Origin of the sequence: Kitasatospora sp. NPDC059747 (assembly GCF_042732955.1) — a bacterium.
Taxonomy (GTDB): Bacteria; Actinomycetota; Actinomycetes; order Streptomycetales; family Streptomycetaceae; genus Kitasatospora.
In genome coordinates this window covers 31,481-48,278 of the sequence record NZ_JBHWGV010000040.1, presented here as the reverse complement: position 1 = coordinate 48,278, position 16,798 = coordinate 31,481, and the positions used below count along the sequence as shown (strand labels likewise).

Genomic DNA, 16,798 nt, shown 5'->3' with positions numbered 1-16,798 from the left:
CGTACGCAGAGAGCAATCCAGAAGAGGAGCGCAGTATTCCTTCTCAGGGCAGACGTCTTGGCACGTCCGATCCTCCCCGTCGACTGAGTAGGGGTAGGGCGCCACCGCCCCCTAGCTGGGCGACCCGTGATGGCACTGCAGTCTTGCGTCGACGAACTGCAACCTCTTTGTAGCCGCCCTGCGTTCTGCGAGAGTCAACGGATCCATTTCGGTGTCATGGACCGAAAGCTGCTGGTTTTGGCGGGTACTGACGGTCGGGCTCTGCGACGTTCCGGTCGCTACGTGGCCGCGCGATCCGCTGACTCTTGGCGGGGCGCAGGATGGTGGCCGTACCGCGCTTGGGGCCGGTCATGCACAGGATGCACGCATAGTCGGCGGTTGGGTCCAGAGGCGCTCCGGGGTGGCGAGCGCAGCCTGACTGAGGGCGTTCACGGGCGAGTTCGCGCGAGATGACGAAGCAATGGCGGAGCTCATCGGTGACAGCGGCGAACTCCTCGTCCGTTGAGTCCAATCCGAGCTCGAAGATGAGCTCGTTGGCGCCGTAGATGTACGACTTGAGCATCTCGAAGCTGTATGGAGGCGGGGGCAGTTCGTAACTGTAGACCTGCGGCAGGTTCTCGCCGCTGGAGGCGGGTGGCGGAACGGGACGGCCTCGGCGGCGGTTGCCATTGCACAGCAGGCACTTACCCCAGCCCTCGGGGGGATCCGGGTCGACAGCGCCGTTGGGGTGGTAGCGGCAGGCGATCTCGGCTCGGACGGGGGTGAGATTGGATGCGGTGCGGAACGCGCTGTACAGCTCGTCGGACAGTTCCTCGAAGAGGGCTGGGTCGTCATCGGCACACAGGTCCTTGACAGCGTCGCCGATCGTGGCGTTCTTGGCACGCAGATCTCGAAGCAGGTGGGGGCGGCCAGCGGGCACGGAGTAGGTGCCCCGGCGTGGGTTGTAGCTCACAGCGCATAAATCGGTTTGTGGGCGAATCTAGTTGAGGTTCTTCATTCGACTGGCCCAGCACAGGAAGGATGGTTAGTCACCGATCGAGTGACTGCCGATTGAGGGGCGTCAGACGGGAATGGTGCCGTCCTGGCATGGGATGCGGCGAGTTCGCGAGCCACCGGGCTTCACCGAATGCTGCTGACATGGCGTTACGGTGCGCGCGTCGTTGTCGGCTTGGTCAGGAGTCGAACCAGTACTGCGAGGAGGCAAACGTGCCAGAGGAGAGCATTGAGGGGGTTGTCGAGCGAGTCGTGCACGTCAATTCGGCCGGGTTCACTGTGGTGCGCATGGCGGTGGCGGACGAGGAGGTAATGAAGGCGTCCGGAAAGGCACTCCTGGGGGTGCAACCAGGGGAGACACTGCGCTTGACGGGAACGAGACGCCAGCATGCGGTGTACGGCGAGGAGTTCGCGGTGACGGGGTGCGAGTACATCGCGCCTGCCACGCTGTACGCGATCCGCCGCTACCTCTCCTCGGGGCTGGTGCGGGGAATCGGGCCCAAACTGGCCGAGGCCATCGTCGGGGAGTTCTGCGTGGAGACACTGCGAGTGGTGGACGAGACTCCGGAGCGGCTGCTGGAGGTCCACCTGATCGGTCGGACGCGCTACGCCGACATCGTGGACGCCTGGCACCGGCATCAGGACGTGCGGGAGCTGATGATCCTGCTGCAGTCGGCCGGGGTTTCGCCCTCGCTGGCGCCGAAGGTGGCGGAGTACTTTCGGCAGGAACTGCCAGACGGCGTGGACTGCGCCTCCGTGGTCGAGACGGTCCGGGAGAAGCCGTACCGGCTTACGGAGGTACGTGGGCTGGGTTTCCGCCTGGCTGACAAGGTCGCGCTCTCCCTGGGCTGGCCGGAGGTGGGAGCGGAGCGACTACAGGCCGGGCTGATTTTCGCTCTGGACGACGTCGGCGGCAGTGGGGACTGCTTCCTGGCTGAGCGCGAGCTCCTCACCCATTCCCGGGCGTTGCTGGGCGTCGAGGAGGACCTGCTGGTGCCGCAGCTAAACGCGCTCAGGGCGGCGGAGCGGGTGGTCGTGCAGCTGCTGCCATACAAGGGCGGTCAGGTGCCAGGTGTGTTCAGCCGCCGGATGTTCTCCATCGAGACACAGGTGACTGCGCACGTGGCCCGACTGCACCGCGCCCATACCCGGCTTGCCGTGGCCGCAGACTGGCGCGATGGGCCGCTGCCGAAGGGCGCGGAGGTCTCTGGACTGACCAGGCAGCAGGAGTGGGCGGTGCGAATGGCGATGGCCTGCCCGGTGGCTGTGCTGACGGGCGGTCCGGGATGCGGGAAGAGCTACACGGTCAAGGCGGTGGTCTCGGTTGCCGAGGCATTGGGTGTGCAGGTGGCGCTGGCCGCGCCGACAGGCCGTGCTGCACGTCGATTGAGTGAACTGACCGGGATGGTGGCCACTACGGTGCATCGCCTGATCCGCCCGCCACGTCACACGGCGGGCGGGGCGACGCTATTCGACCACCGTGACCCGCTGGAAACGGGGCTGTTCATCATCGACGAGGCGTCGATGCTGGATGTACAACTCTTCGAACGGCTGCTGGAGAAGATCCCCACTGGGGCGCACCTGCTCCTGGTCGGCGACGTCGATCAGTTGCCCAGCGTCGGCCCTGGCCGCGTCCTGGCCGACCTGCTAGCCGTCAAGGCGATCCCACGCGTCCAACTCACCGAGGTCTTTCGCCAGAAGCGGCAGTCCGCGATCGTCCGGGCCGCCCATGACATCAACCAGGGCAAGCTGCCGGTCAGCCGCGGGGAGTTCTGGTTCATCCCCGAGGAGAACCCTGAGAAACTCGCAGAGACCGTGGTCGACATCGCCACCCGCCGCCTGCCTGCCCGCTTCAACACCAGTCCCGGCGAGGTCCAGGTGCTGTGCCCCAACCGCGGGCGTACGGCCGGGTCGGTGGAGCTGGCCCGTGCGATTCAGGACATCGTCAACCCAGTTGCAGACGGCGATGTACAGCATTGGGCAGACGGCCGGCCGTTTCGGCTCGGTGACCGCGTCATGGCGACCCGCAACGACATGCGAAAGGGCCCGGCCGGCGTGCTCAACGGCACCGGCGCGCTGATCACCGCTATCGACACCGGCCTACGCGAGGTCACGCTGCTGCTCGACGACGGCGACGAAGCCGTCTACGGCTTCGACGAGCTCGACGACCTGGTCCACGCCTACGCCGTCACCGTCCACCGTTCCCAGGGCAGCGAATACTCGTACGTGGTGGTACCCCTGTCGCTGTCCGGCGGAGGCCTCATGCTGCGGCGCAACCTGCTTTACACCGCTGTGACCCGGGCGAAGAAGATGCTGGTGCTGGTCGGTGAACGGGACGCGCTCAAGCAGGCAGTGGAGTGGCGTGCGCGGCTCCGAAAGACTGCCCTGGGCCCACGACTTTCGGACGCGTTGAACGGCACCCGACTGTTGTCGGACCCGCTGAGGCCGGCGGACGGACAGATCGCCCTGCCCTGAGTCTGTGTTTTCTAGCGGGTCCAACCGGGTGAATCCCGGGGCGCCGGTTTGGCTACCGGGTCGGTAGTGCGCCACAGTGCGCGCTGTGACGGATTCCGACGTCGTGGTGCCCGGGCCGGCTTGCACCGTGTGCGAGCGAGCTCTGAGCACAGAGAAGAGACGGTACTTCGCGCTGTACTGCTCGACAACATGCCGGAAGGAGGCGGCTGAGCGGCGCCGCACCGCCAACGCGGCCAGCGCAGTCATCCCGACCTTGCCCGCGTCGGCCATCGCAGTCCGGTCGACCCCGACGACGACGCGGGCATCGGCTCCGGATCAGCCAGTTGGCCCAGCCACGGTAGCCTGCCCGCCCCTCGAACCGCTGCTCGAAGAAGGTCAGCTTCGGTTCAGGGCCTCCCAGGCTCTCGCAGAGCTTTCCCCGGGGGCTGGCCGCGAACAGCGCGCACTGACGGGTCTGGGCGTTGACCGGCTGATTGAGGTGATCAAGGCTGCTGCCGCCACGCGGTCCTCGCTGGAGCGCTTGTACGGAGCGCTGGGCTTGCCGATGGCGTCGCTCACCTGGGGAGCACCGTCTGTCGGGCAACGCCAGGTTTCCCCTCCGGCCAGGGGGGATACGACGGCCGGGCCGACCCGCCTTGCCGTGACCCCGGCTACGCCGTCGAAACCGGGCCTCAAACCGACGCGAGAGCAGCAGCGAATTCTGTCGGCGTGCAGACGCGGCAAGAACCTGGTGGTGGAGGCTGGCGCGGGCACCGGAAAGACCAGCACACTGAAGATGGCATGCGAGCTGCTGCGCGGCCGCGGCCTGTACGTCGCGTTCAACCGCGTCACCGTCGACGACGCTCGGGCGAGCTTCCCCAAACACGTGGACTGCCGGACCCGGCATTCGCTGGCCTTCGCCACGGTCGGCCGCCACTATGGTCACCGGCTCGGTCCGCGGGTGCCGGCGGAGCGGTCGGCGGAGATCCTCCGGATCCTCGAACCGGTACGGGTCAACGGACATCTGCTGTTGGACGCGGCGGCGCAAGCCCGCATCGCCACCGAGGGGATCAGCCGCTTTTGCAACAGTGCAGATCCGGTGCTGATGAAGCGTCATCTGCCCATGCCGCCAGGGTTGACTAAGACCGAGGAACGGCAACTACGGACCCACATGCTGCCTTTCGCGCTCAAGGCCTGGGAGGACGTGTTGAACCCGGGCGGCCTGTTAGCGTTCGGCCACGACCACTACCTGAAGATCTGGGCACTGGGCGACCCAAAGCTACCGGCCGACTTCGTAATGCTCGATGAGGCACAGGACTCGCCGCCAGTGATTGCCCACGTAGTACGAAACCAGGAAGCGCAGCGGATCGCGGTCGGCGACAGCTGTCAGCAGCTCTACGCCTGGCTGGGGGCGGTGGACGCGCTGGCGAACTGGCCGGCTGAGGACCGTCTTGTGTTGTCACAGTCATGGCGCTTCGGCGAGGCCGTCGCTCATGAGGCGAACAAGTGGCTAGCACTCTTGGAGTCGCCCTTGAAGCTGTCCGGCACGAAGCTATTGGCATCACAAGTGGCAGACGAAGGGGACGGTCGGCGTCCGGACGTCGTGCTGTGCCGGACCAACGCCACGGCGGTGGCGCGGGCGATCGTGGCGTTGAACGAAGGCGTGCGACCTGGGCTGGTTGGGGGCGGCGCGCAGATCAGGGCGCTTGCGCAGGCGGCGATCACGCTGCAGGCGGGCAATGGCAGCACCCACCCCGAGCTGGCAGCCTTCCGCAACTGGGAGCATCTGCGCGAGTACGTCCGCAACGAGGAGGCCGGTGCCGACCTGCGCACGTTCGTCCAGCTCATCGACACCCACAGTCCGAAGCTGGTGATTGCGGCGGTAGACGCGATGGCCGTAGAGACCCAGGCGGAGCTAGTGCTGTCCACCGCCCACCGCGCCAAGGGCAGGGAGTGGAACCACGTTGAGATCGCCGGCGACTTCCCGCTCCCTCCCACAACATCGGACGGAGGGTTGGAGCCGCCGGAGCGGGCCGAGAGCATGCTCGCCTACGTCGCCGTCACTCGCGCCCGGCTATTCCTCAATCGCTCGGGCCTGTCCTGGGTGGACCAGTGTTTTCCCTACTGATCTCCTGCCCCTGAATCAGGGGCGGCGGCCTTCCGGATGGCGAGGCAGTCCTGCTCCGAGGAGCGATGGTTCCAGATCGCCGCTTTCTGCGCGATACGCCTTCCTGATGAGAGCATCGCAAGTGCCAGTTCTTGGAGGGTGGACGGCAGCCATTCTGCGAGAAGCCGGGCACGGTATAGGTCGACCTTGGGCGCCGTGCTGCGAGGCCGGGTAAAGAGGAGCTCGTAGCAGCCTGCCGCTGGTTCAACGCGCGGAAGGCCGAGGAGCGTTGCAGTGATGGACGCTCTGGCGGGGATAACAAGCCGTCTGCGTCGAGATCTCCGTAGCAGAGGATGCGATGGATCTGGCGGAGCTCGGCGATGCTGGGCGAGAGATGCTTCGAAGGCGCGCGCCCGCCGCCGAGGGCACCGCGACCTGATCGCCAACCATCGGCTGGGGAGACCGTGAGGCGTGGGCGAAGGGGACAGGTGATGCCGGACTCGGGCTCGGACGGCTGCGACCAACCTGTCCCGTGTCCCCATGCGTCCTCCACGGTCGTTCGCGGACGCGCAGTAGCTACCGCGCGTTCACGGCAGGCTGGTGGTCGATACCTGTGTGTTGGCGGACACGGTGCCCTGACCACGTCCTTGCAGGAAGCGCGTGAGATCCCATCCCGTTTCGGGAGTGAGGCACTCCTCGTCCTCCGGGCAGATTCCGAGCTGGCGGGCGAGCGCGCGGGCATGCAACTGGGTGCTCGCCTCGATGAGTTGCGCGTAGGTGGCGGCGGCATCCCGGGTGCGGTGCCAGGCGGTGGCCGCAGTGACACCGGCGATTACGAGCCCCGGCCACCAGCTCGCCGTGAGCAAGAGGTAGAGCAGTGACCAGCCGGCCAGGGTGGTGGCACGCGTCAGGGCCTCACGGGCCGCGTTGATCTCGGTGCGTTCGGCTTCGGGCAGGGTGAACCACAGTGATGGCCAGACGACTCCGAGATCGAGGCGGTAGGTCCTGTCGAGACGGACCGTGACGGCATGGATGCGGTCACCGGTCCATGTGGGGCGTTGGGGTTCGAACTCGGAGATGCGAGTGAACCGTTGGTACGCGACGTCGAGGAGGGCGTCCCGTCGGACCGGTACCGGGTCGGCCGTACCGGCGGGCGGATCGGACAGGGCGGCGAGGGCTGTGCGGCGTGCGGCGGCGTCCCATTCCCGCTCATAGGCGGCCCGTTCGCGTTCCCACCTGCGGCGCCGTCTGTCGACGCATCGCCGAGCGAGCTGCCGCAACGGGGGCGGCCAGGTTTCCCATCGGCTCGCCAGCACGACGTACTCGCATGCTGAGCCAAGGGCTTGGGCGGCAAGTCCGGCCGCAACGGAGGCAAGTAGAAGCGCCGCCATGGCCACGGCCAGGCCGGGAAGGCCGGCCACCTTCACCGCGGTCGTCCAGTGCTTCACCTGGCGCACCAGCAGGGCGAGGTCAAGGGCATGGCCGTGACCGAGCATCCGGGCGGCCGCGACGGTCGACACGAACAACGCGCCGGGAAGGACCAGTAGGGACAGCCAGCGTTCCGCCAACTTGCCGCTGAGTGTCGCCAATAGACCGCCCATGTCAGAGCAGCGTCCGGCGCAGCGCCAGGCCGTCGATGGCGCAGGTCGGAGCGGGAGCGACCGGATCGGGCCGGTCATACCGGCTGCAACGTCCGGTCGGGCAGATCAGGAGAGCCTCCCTCGGTCGGGAGGGCACAGCACCGGCGAGCCGCAGACCACTTGACGGGGATCGGTTGTAGCCGTACACGCCCAGGGCATCACCTGCCGCTTGCAGGGCCACGTGGAGGTCGTTCAGGGCAGCGGTGATGTCCTCGTCGGCGCGCACGGCTTCCAGGAGGCGGTCCAGCGGTTCGGTAGCGGGTTCCAGTGCTTCGCGGATCCCCGCCGCATCCCCGCAGACATATGCGATCGTGTCCGCAAGCTCATCGTCCGGCCCGTCAGCCATCTGCCCTCCCAGGAGTTGTTGGTCCGACTCGCGTGGCGCCTGCAGTAGCAGTTGACGCGTGGATCCGGCCCGGGAGGACGATGTCGCAGGAGTGCTGGTAATCATGTCGGTACGTATGGATGGCGTTGGCAACGGCGCATGATGGTACGGTCTCTGACCGCACATCAGTTATGACCATTGCCCGGAGCGCCGCCCGGCCGGCTGCCACCATCGCCGGAGAGCCAGATGCAGCACCAGCCGGGAGCCGCCTTGTACCAGGACCACCTGAACACTGCGATGGAGCAGCTGGGTTCGACTCGCTTGGCCGATGATCCCAAAGTCGCGCTTGGGCCCGAGATCCTCGCCAACGCGCAGCTGCTCGAGCAGAGCCTGCGGAAGGGCGAGGGCGGCGTCGGGGGGTGGCTGGTGCTGGGATGGGTGTACTTCTATCGCATCAGGGCTCAGGGGCCAGGGGCGAGCCGAAACGACTGGATCGCCGCTGTCGAGGCGTTCACACCCTGCTTCATCGCTGACGTGGAGCCCCTACCCGAGATTCTGCTCCCCCTTATTGTCGACAATGTCGTGAACAGTGCGACCTCGATTCTAGAGAAAGTCGACCGCTCCGAGGTCCGCGCAGTTGTCCGGCTGTGGTACCGCATCGTTGCGGCCACTGCACCTGATGACCCCATGCGAGCCCGGCGCCTGTCACATCTGGGTATTGCCCTGCAGCGGCAGTTCGACCTGCTCGGTGACCCGGCGGACCGGGATGCTGCCGCAGCTTTCGCCGAGGAGGCGGTGAGGGTCACCCCAGCGGATCATTCCCCGCCCGCGGAGATTCTGTTCAACGCGGGCTCCATCCTGTGGGGCAGGTTCGGAGTCACCCAGGAGCCTGCTGATCTCGATAAGGCCCTTGACTACATGCAGCGGGCGGTGGCCGCAGGTCTTCCCGACTCACCGCTCCAGGGAGAGGCCCTGATCACGCTCGCGGTGGCTCTTCAGGAACGCTTCCAACGCCGCACCGACCCATTCGACCTCGACGAAGCGATCGCTGTCTTCAGGCGGGCGGTTGCGGCTCTCCCGGTGGGGGAGGCGCAGCACTGCACTGCGCTGGCGCTACTGAGCCAGGCACTGCTCTCCCGATTCAAATCTGTCGGCACGTCAGCAGATCTGGAGGAATCCCTCGGCACTGCTCGGCAAGGCGTTGACCTAGCTATCCGCGAAGATGCCCTCACGCCGACCCTGTCGGCGAACCTCGGTGAGGTGCTGGTGATCGCCTTCGGACACAGCGGGGACCTCGCGGACCTGGACGAGGCGATCCACAGGCATCGGCAGGCGATGGAACTCGCCGAGTCGGAAGACCCGGAGTTTGCCGGATTCCTGTCGAACCTCGGAACTGCTCATCGGATCAGGTTCGAGCAACTCGGGAAGGTGGAGGATCTGGCTGAGGCCGTCCTGCTGAGTCGACGTGCGGCCGACCGTGTGCCGGCCGACTCCCGGCTGCTGCGCGCGGTTCTCGGCAACCTCGGACACGCCATGCAGACCAGCTTCGAAGCCAGCGGGGCGGTACGGGACATCGACGATGCCGTCGATGCCCTCGGGAAGGCCCTGGCGGTCACCCCGGCCGGACACTCCGAGCGACCAGAGGCGCTGTCCAACTACGGCGGTGCGTTGCAGGCGCGGTTCCGGCTGACGGCGGTGTCCGGCGACCTGGAGCTTGGCATCGTAGCCCTGCGAGAGGCGGTCGAGCTCGCGCCGAACCGCCATGTCGAGCGCGCGAACCACCTGTCCAATCTCGGCATCGCATTGAGCGCCCGGTTCAGATCCGTTGGAGAACTCGCGGATCTGGAAGCTGCAATCGCTTTCGGGGAGCAGGCAGTCGAGGCGACACCGGAGAACCACCCGGGCCTGCCGGGGCACCTGTCCAACGTGGCCCTCGCCCTGGCCGAGAGATTCAGGCGGTCCGGCACAACGGCCGATCTGGACGCCGCGATCTCGTACGGAGAGCAGGCTGTCGCGGCCACTCAGCCGGACCACCCGGACCGACCCAGGTACCTCTCCAACCTCGCGGGAGCCATGCAGACGCGATTCTGGCGTACCGGCGCGGAAGCAGACCTGGAGGCGGCGGTTCAGGCCAACGCCGAGGTCGCGCATCGTGCGGCGGCCGACGATCCTGATCGTGGATTGCTTCTGTCCAACCTTGCGATGTCCTTGGAGGCCAGGTACGGGCTCACCGGCGACCTGCGGGACCTGGATGACGCCGTCGAGCTGTTCGGTCGGGCTGCAGAGGTCACGCCGGTCGGCCACCCCGACCACGTAGGGTTCATCTCCAACCTGGGCGGCGCACTGCGCTCGAGGTTCACGGCCACCGGTGATCTGAGTGACCTTGAGTCCGCGATCGAAGCCGGCCGGCAAGCGGTGGTGGCCAGCCAGGCGGACCAACCCTCCCGGACGGCTGTGCTGGCAAATCTCGGGATTTCCCTGGTTGCCCGGTTCCAGGCGACCGGCCATGGCAGGGAGGAGGCGGTCGACGCCTTCGAGGCGGCGCTGAAGCTCACCTCCGGTGCGCCGTCCACTCGGATCCGCGCGGCGAGGGCTGCCGCGGCGCTGCTCGCTGAGTCGGAACCTGCCCGGGGAGCCGAGCTGCTCGCTGCCGCAGTCGAGCTGTTGCCGACCGTTGCAGAACGGTGGCTCAGGCGAAGCGACCAGCAGTACGAGCTCGGTGAACTGTCCGGGCTCGCCGGTGATGCCGCAGCGCTGCTGCTGGGCTGCTCCGGCTTGGAACCGCCTGCCCTTGCCGTGCTCGAGCGCGCACTGGTCGTACTGGAATCGGGGCGTGCGGTCTTGCTGGGCCAAGCACTAGAGAACAGGACAGACCTGACAGCCCTTCGGCAAGCCCACCCGCGCATGGCTGATCGGTTTGTCCAGCTGACCGACGTGCTCGACTCCGATGTTCCTGCTCCGCCGACTGCGGCCGTCCAGGCTTCCACGCGCGCCGGCCCGCGTGGAGCATCGCAGCCACTCGGCAAGCATCGGGCGGCCTTGGACCTTGGCGAGCTGATCGACGAGGTGCGCTCGTTGGACGGTTTCGCGGGCTTCCTTCGCCAACCGGTCGCCGAAGACCTGATCAAGGAAGCTCGGTTGGGCCCCGTGGTGCTTCTCAACGTCAGCACGTACGGCAATGATGCCATTGCGGTGACGGAGAATGGCGTCAGCAGGATCCGCCTCGGAGGACTTGACGCCGAGTCACTCATTGGACGGATCAACGCCTTCTACGCTGCTCTTGTCACGGCCGGCGACCCGCAGGCTGCCCGAGCCGAGAGGATCCAGGCGCAACGTGATGTGTCGGCCGTCCTGGAGTGGCTCTGGGACGTCGTCGCCGAACCGGTTCTCCTGAGCCTCGGCCTGGATTCCCTGCCGGCACCCGATTCGCCGATGCCGCGCGTCTGGTGGCTTCCCGGTGGGATTCTCGGACTCTTGCCCCTCCATGCCGCCGGGTACCACCGTGACCCGCAGGACAGCCGCACCGTGCTGGACCGCGTGATCTCCTCGTACGCGCCGAGCATGCGTTCGCTGCGGTACGCACGGAGAGCCGTGCGAGCGGCTTCGACCGTCGACCGTCGGTCGCTGGTCGTGGCCATGCCTGTCACACCCGGTCTACCGAACGGCGCCCCACTGAGCAAGGCTGCGGCCGAGGCCGATTGGGTGGGTGCTCGCCTGCCCTCGCCGCAGACCTTTGTCGCCACCGCACCTCTGGACGGCCGGGCCGGTGCTGACGACCCGACAAAGGATAAAGTCCTCGCCGCGTTGGAACAGAGCGCTGTCGTTCACCTCGCCTGCCACGGGATCACCGACCGGACGGACCCGTCACGGAGCCGGCTCCTGCTCAGCGACCACCGATCCGACCCGCTGACCGTGGCGAGCCTCGCTCGGATCAACCTCGACTCCGCAGACCTCGCCTATCTCTCGGCCTGCAGCACCGCGGCGAACACCAACACCGATCTCATGGATGAAGCCATCCAACTGACCAGCGCATTCCAGCTGGCGGGCTTCCGGCATGTCATCGGGACGCTCTGGGAGATCGATGATGCCGTCGCGGAACAGGCCGCGAGGTCGTTCTACGACACGCTCGGGAACGAGTCGGGCGACCTTGCCATCTCCCGATCCGCCGAGGCCCTCCACCGGACGGTCCACAAGCTGCGGGACCGATACCGCGCCGCGCCGTCGCTGTGGGCCGGATACGTGCACTCCGGTGCATGACACGATGAAGGCCGCCGCGGATTTCGACCTCGTTCGGGTGGACTTCAGGACTCGGAGCCGATGCCAAGAGCGTCGTACGGGTGGTGTCGGGAGTGGTCGCAGCGTAGCGGGCGTTGAATGCCGGGGTGCGGTCGCGCTACGGCCATCGAGATTGGGCCAATGGCTTTTTCCTGTGAGCGAGTTAATGGTCACTGTCGGTGTGTGGTTGAAACACGCTGGAACGGTGTTGTGTCTGTGCGCTATCACACGGTGACGGCGCGGCCAAGTCGTCCCCTTCCGTGGATATTTGAGCTCCGCGAATTCCGGTTCATTAAGCAGGAGGAGCCCGTGCCCGAGCAGTTCATGAGTGTGAAGCAGACTGCCGAGTACCTGAACATGTCCATCGCGTGGGTGTACCGGGAGGCACCTCGAGTGGGGCTTGTTCCATACCGGTTCGGCGGCGGGCGGAACGCGAAGCTTCAGTTCAAGGTGTCGGAGGTGCACGCCTGGGTGAGGCAGCAGCGCTTGTCCGGTGGGTGAGTCCACAGTGGTGGTGAGGGGTCCGTCCGGAGGGCGGACCCCTCACTTGTTCATGCGGTCAGGGCGAGGTTGAGGAGCTGGGCGGCGCGGCTGATGGAGCCGGGCATGAGGTGGCGGTAGGTTCTGAAGGTGATGTCGACGCTCCGGTGGCCCATCCATTCGGCGACGTCGGTGATGGGGATGTTCTGGCTGAGGCAGTTCGAGGCGAAGAAGTGGCGGAGGCTGTAGATGACCATGCCTTCCGGTATGTGGACGGCGCCGGTCTTCTTGATGCGCTGCCACTGTTTCTCGAGCAGGTAGCCCCGGAAGGGCTTCGTGATGTCGTTGGGGTTGCGGAGCAGGTAGCCGTCGACGGTGCCGTGCTTGTCGGCGTACTGCTCGATGGTGTGCTTGACGCGGGCCGGGAGCGGGGCGTCGCGGTAGTCGTCGGCCTTGCGGTGCTTCATCGGGCCGTAGGTCCGGGTGGTCTGGTTGACCTGTTCGGTGATCCGGTAGATGTCGTCCGCGACGATGTTGTTGATGTTGACGGCGTAGGCCTCACCGTTGCGCAGGCCGCAGCCGCTCATGAGGTCGGCGATGAGGAGGAAGGTGTCGTCGCCGGCGGTGCGGATCTCCTGGAGCTGTTCGAGCGAGGGGATGACGACACGCTTGGCGTCGTACTGCGGCGGCTTGACGCCGTCCAGCGGGTTCTCGTCGTAGAGGCCGAGCCGGTGGGCGTCGAGGAGGATCGTCTTCAGCTTGTCGAAGGCGTTGGACTGGGTGCCGAGGCCGACGCCGTTGCGCTCCATGGTCTGGATGAACGCGTCGACGACTTTGTGGTCGAAGGTGGCCATCCGGCGGCTGTGGAAGGCCGGGTAGAGATGGTTGTCGAGCAGTGAGTCGAGATGCCGGACCGAGCCCGGGGTGAGGTGGCGCTGGCTTCGCCTCCACTCGGCGACGTAGTCGCCGAACCGCATGGAGCCGTACTTCTGGATTCGCTCCGCCTTCCGCTGGCTCTGCGGGGTGTTCTTCTTCGCCTGGTACACCTCGATGAGCCGGGCCTTGGCCTTGTCCTGGGTGGTGAACCCGGACTCCTCGATCTGTCGGCTGGCCGCGTTGCGGTAGCGGATCTTGTACTCGTGCGGGCACTTGGACCACCGCGACATGGGGTGTTCGCAGTCCTTGAAGAACGTCCCCATGCCGCGGATGAGGGTCGTGGTGGCCATGGTTGATCGGGCTCCCGGGTCTGATGCTGACCTTTTGCTGACCCCGGATGGTCGATCAAGCTCCCTGCCTTGGTGGAACCGTTGGTCCCGTGGTACGGCCTGCGGGCGTTTCCGCAGGTCAGGCGCCGCCTACGGGACCACGTCGATGTAGCTCATCATCCCGTGGTCCTCGTGGGCCCCGATGTGGCAGTGGAACATCCACCGGCCCGGGTAGTCCTCGAAGGCGACGCGGATCACGACCCGGCCCGGGACGCCGTCGACCGCGTGCGGCACCGGGACGGTGTCCTGGCGGTGGGTGTAGGGCTGGGCGGCGCCGTCGACGGACAGGACCTGGAACGCGGTGGTGTGCAGGTGGAACGGGTGGTCCTCGCCGGAGTGGTTGACGATCGTCCACTCCTCGACGGTGCCGAGCCGGGCGGGCGTGTCGAAGACGGAACGGTCCATCGCGAACTGCTGGCCGTCGATGTAGAAGGTGTTGCCGTCGGCGCTCTCGGACAGGTCGAGGGTGCGCCGCCGGGCGACGGGCGCGATGGCGAGGTCGGCCGGGGCGGTCGGCAGGGCGCCGGTCGGCTCCGGCAGGCGGTGGGCCGGGCGGCCGGTGACGGCGACCGTGGCCAGCGGCACGTCCGGATAGGCGTCGCCCTGCGGGCCGTTGCTGTAGGCGGCGGTGCGCAGGACGGTCCGGCCGGGGGTGCCGCTCGCGGTGACGAGGACGTCGTAGCGCTTGCCCGGGGGCAGCAGCAACTCGTCGGCGGTGGTGATCGCGGCGACGGGCGTGCCGTCCTCGCCGACGACGGTGAAGCGGCGGCCGTCCAGCCGGAGCCGGTAGAAGATGTCGGCCCCGGCGTTGACCAGCCGCCACAGCTGGGTCTCGTCCGGCCGCATCGGGAGCACCGGCCGGAGGCGGCCGTTGACGAGCCGTACGGTCGGGTTGCCGGACTGGAGGGGGTCCGCCGCGGTGCCCTGGAGGATGTGCCCGCCCGCGTCGAGCTGGGCGTCCTTGAGGACGACGGTGTGCGCCGTGACGTCGCGGAGGCCCGCCGGCAGCAGCGTGCGGTCGTCCCCGACGATCAGGGCGCCGGACAGGCCCGCGAAGATCTGGTTCTCCACGTCGCCCGGCGCGAACCCCGCGTCGTGGCCCGCCATGCCGTCGGCCATGGGGCACGACGTGCCCATCGCGTGGCTGTGGTACCAGAACGTGCCCTGCGCGTGGTCGGCCGGGATCTCCAGCCGGTACGTGGTGGACCCGCCCGGCGCCACGCACAGGAACGGGTCGTCGGACTGCCCCTCCGGGGACACGTGCAGGCCGTGGAAGTGCAGGTTGGTCGCGACCGGGAGGTGGTTGACCAGGTGGACGGTGACGGTCGATCCGGGCGCCACCCGCACGGTGGGCGCCACGAACGAGCCGGTGTAGGAGGCGCCGTGGACCTCGCGCCCGGAGACGTCGAAGCGGCTGCGCGCCGCGTCGAGCGTCAGGGTGAGGTCGGGGCTCGCGCTGCCGGTGGCGTCCACGGTGGCCGGGTCCTGGAACGGCATGCCTGCCCGCATGCCCTTCTCCTGCTCGGCGGTCGAGGGCGGCGGCGGTGGGACCGCCGCCGGCGAGACGGCCACCGCGTCGGCGCCGACGGCGGCCGTGAGCAGCACCGCCACGGCGGTCACGGCGTGGATGAGGCGTCTGGTGCGCCGTATTCGCCGCCGCTGGGCGTGCGCGTCCGCTCCGATGTCACGGGACATCAGGGTTCTCCGTATTCACTTGGGTGAGGGTTGGGTGGTGCGGGCGCAAGGATTCAGCAACCGGCATGCGCCCGACAAGACTTACCCCCGAATTTCCTCGTCGCCGTCCGCCAGGGCGGCGGCCTTGCGGAGGAGGACGGCGCGTTCGCGCGCGTTGGCGCAGAGGCGGACGGCCAGGTCGAGCTCGGCGCGGGCCTCGGGGGTACGGCCGAGGCGGGCGAGGAGCTCGGCGCGGACGGTCGGCAGCAGGTGGGAGCCCGCGAGCCGGCCGGTCGCGGCGAGGTCGTCGACGAGGTCCAGCGCCGGCTGCGGGCCGCTCGCCATCGCCACCGCGACGGCCCGGTTGAGCTCGACGACGGGCGAGGGCGCGACCCGGCCGAGCGCCTCGTAGAGGAGCACGACGCGCTCCCAGTCCGTCTCCGCGACGGAGGGCGCCAGGGCGTGGCACGCGGCGATGGCGGCCTGGAGGCCGTACGGGCCGAGGCCGCGCCCGGCCGCCGCGGCGCGGTCGAGGGCGGCCCGGCCGCGGCGGATCGCCGAGCGGTCCCACCGGCGCCGGTCCTGGTCCTCCAGGAGCACCGGCTCGCCGTCGGGCCCGGTCCGGGCCGGGAACCGGGCCGCCGTGAGCTCGAACAGGGCCAGCAGGCCGTGCACTTCGGGCTCACGGGGCAGCAGGGCGGCCAGCATCCGGGCCAGCCGGACCGCCTCGCGGGCGAGGTCGGTGCGCAGCAGGTCGTCGCCGCTGGTGGCGGTCGAGCCCTCGGTGAAGATCACGTACAGGACGCTGAGGACCGCGCCGAGCCGGGTGCGGCGCTCGTCGGCCGGCGGCAGCTCGAACGGCACGCCGGCGGCGCCGATCGTCTTCTTGGCGCGGGTGATCCGAGCCTGGACGGTCGGCACGGGCACGAGGAACGCGCGGGCGATCTCCTCGCTGGACAGGCCCGCCACCACGCGCAGCGTGAGGGCCACCCGCGCCTCGGGGGAGAGCACGGGGTGGCAGGCGATGAACATGAGCGCGAGCACGTCGTCGTCGACGCGGTCCGGGTCCCACGGCAACTCGTCGGTGCGCTCCGGCGGTTGGAGGGCGCCGGGGGGGGCGGGGGGGGGCGGCGGGGGGGGCGGGGCGCCGCGGGCGCCGGGGGCGGCCCGCGCGCCCCCCCCCGCGGGGGGGGCCCCCCCCCGGGGGGGGGGCGGGGCGCGCGGGGGGGGGGGGGGCGGGGGGGCCCCCGCCCCCCCCGGGGCGGGGGCCCGCGAGCCGGGCGTAGCGCTCGTCCCGGGCGTAGCGGCGCCGGAAGCCGTCGATGGCGCGCCGCCGTGCGGTGGCGAGCAGCCAGCCGACCGGGTTGGCCGGAGCGCCGTCGCGGGCCCAGGAGACGAGCGCCTCCGCGAGCGCCTCCTGGGCGACGTCCTCGGCGAGTTCGAAGTCCCCGGTGTAGCGGGTGAGCGCGCCGACGATCCGGGCGGACTCGATCCGCCAGACCGCCTCGACGGGCCCCCCCGGGGGGGAGTGCGCCCCGCGGCGCGGGGGGGGCGGCGGGGGCCGCCGCGCGCCCCGGGAAGGACG

At 68.6% G+C, this 16,798-nt stretch carries 9 protein-coding genes and 1 pseudogene; 4 read left to right on the top strand and 6 right to left on the bottom strand.

What is annotated here, in order from left to right; all coding sequences use genetic code 11:
- Positions 1 to 214 precede the first annotated feature (214 nt).
- Complete coding sequence (locus ACFV4G_RS19290) at positions 215 to 952, bottom strand: hypothetical protein (protein ID WP_380441819.1); 738 nt, start codon at positions 950 to 952, stop codon at positions 215 to 217.
- Positions 953 to 1,206: 254 nt separating this feature from the next.
- Here ACFV4G_RS19290 and ACFV4G_RS19285 point away from each other — a divergent pair, with 254 nt between their 5' ends.
- Positions 1,207 to 3,468 carry an ATP-dependent RecD-like DNA helicase gene (locus tag ACFV4G_RS19285; protein WP_380441817.1) on the top strand — a complete coding sequence of 754 codons (2,262 nt, stop codon included), beginning with the start codon at positions 1,207 to 1,209 and terminating at the stop codon, positions 3,466 to 3,468.
- An 85-nt stretch (positions 3,469 to 3,553) separates the two neighbouring features.
- Positions 3,554 to 5,575, top strand: a complete 2,022-nt coding sequence (locus ACFV4G_RS19280) for an AAA family ATPase (RefSeq protein ID WP_380441815.1) — start codon at positions 3,554 to 3,556, stop codon at positions 5,573 to 5,575.
- A 566-nt stretch (positions 5,576 to 6,141) separates the two neighbouring features.
- On the opposite strand, the gene ACFV4G_RS19275 is transcribed toward ACFV4G_RS19280, so the two are convergent.
- Positions 6,142 to 7,155 carry a hypothetical protein gene (locus tag ACFV4G_RS19275; protein WP_380441813.1) on the bottom strand — a complete coding sequence of 338 codons (1,014 nt, stop codon included), beginning with the start codon at positions 7,153 to 7,155 and terminating at the stop codon, positions 6,142 to 6,144.
- Position 7,156: 1 nt separating this feature from the next.
- Positions 7,157 to 7,540 (bottom strand): hypothetical protein, encoded by a 384-nt coding sequence (locus ACFV4G_RS19270; protein WP_380441811.1) that lies wholly within the window; start codon positions 7,538 to 7,540, stop codon positions 7,157 to 7,159.
- Positions 7,541 to 7,765: 225 nt separating this feature from the next.
- Between ACFV4G_RS19270 and ACFV4G_RS19265 the strand changes: the two genes are divergently transcribed.
- Together ACFV4G_RS19265 and ACFV4G_RS19260 are read left to right on the top strand one after the other, a co-directional pair.
- On the top strand, positions 7,766 to 11,776 hold the full coding sequence (locus ACFV4G_RS19265; protein ID WP_380441809.1) for a CHAT domain-containing protein: 4,011 nt from the start codon (positions 7,766 to 7,768) through the stop codon (positions 11,774 to 11,776).
- A 327-nt stretch (positions 11,777 to 12,103) separates the two neighbouring features.
- A complete protein-coding gene (locus ACFV4G_RS19260) occupies positions 12,104 to 12,295 on the top strand; it encodes a helix-turn-helix transcriptional regulator (protein WP_380441807.1) in 192 nt (63 codons plus the stop codon).
- A 50-nt stretch (positions 12,296 to 12,345) separates the two neighbouring features.
- Here the strand turns inward: ACFV4G_RS19260 and ACFV4G_RS19255 are convergent, their stop codons facing one another.
- The 3 genes and pseudogenes from ACFV4G_RS19255 to ACFV4G_RS19245 form a co-directional block, all read right to left on the bottom strand.
- Positions 12,346 to 13,500, bottom strand: a complete 1,155-nt coding sequence (locus ACFV4G_RS19255; RefSeq protein WP_380441805.1) for a tyrosine-type recombinase/integrase — start codon at positions 13,498 to 13,500, stop codon at positions 12,346 to 12,348.
- Positions 13,501 to 13,629: 129 nt separating this feature from the next.
- Positions 13,630 to 15,234, bottom strand: a complete 1,605-nt coding sequence (locus ACFV4G_RS19250; RefSeq protein WP_380441803.1) for a multicopper oxidase family protein — start codon at positions 15,232 to 15,234, stop codon at positions 13,630 to 13,632.
- Between the two features lie 81 nt (positions 15,235 to 15,315).
- Positions 15,316 to 16,798, bottom strand: a pseudogene (locus ACFV4G_RS19245) (RNA polymerase sigma factor); the annotation flags it as partial.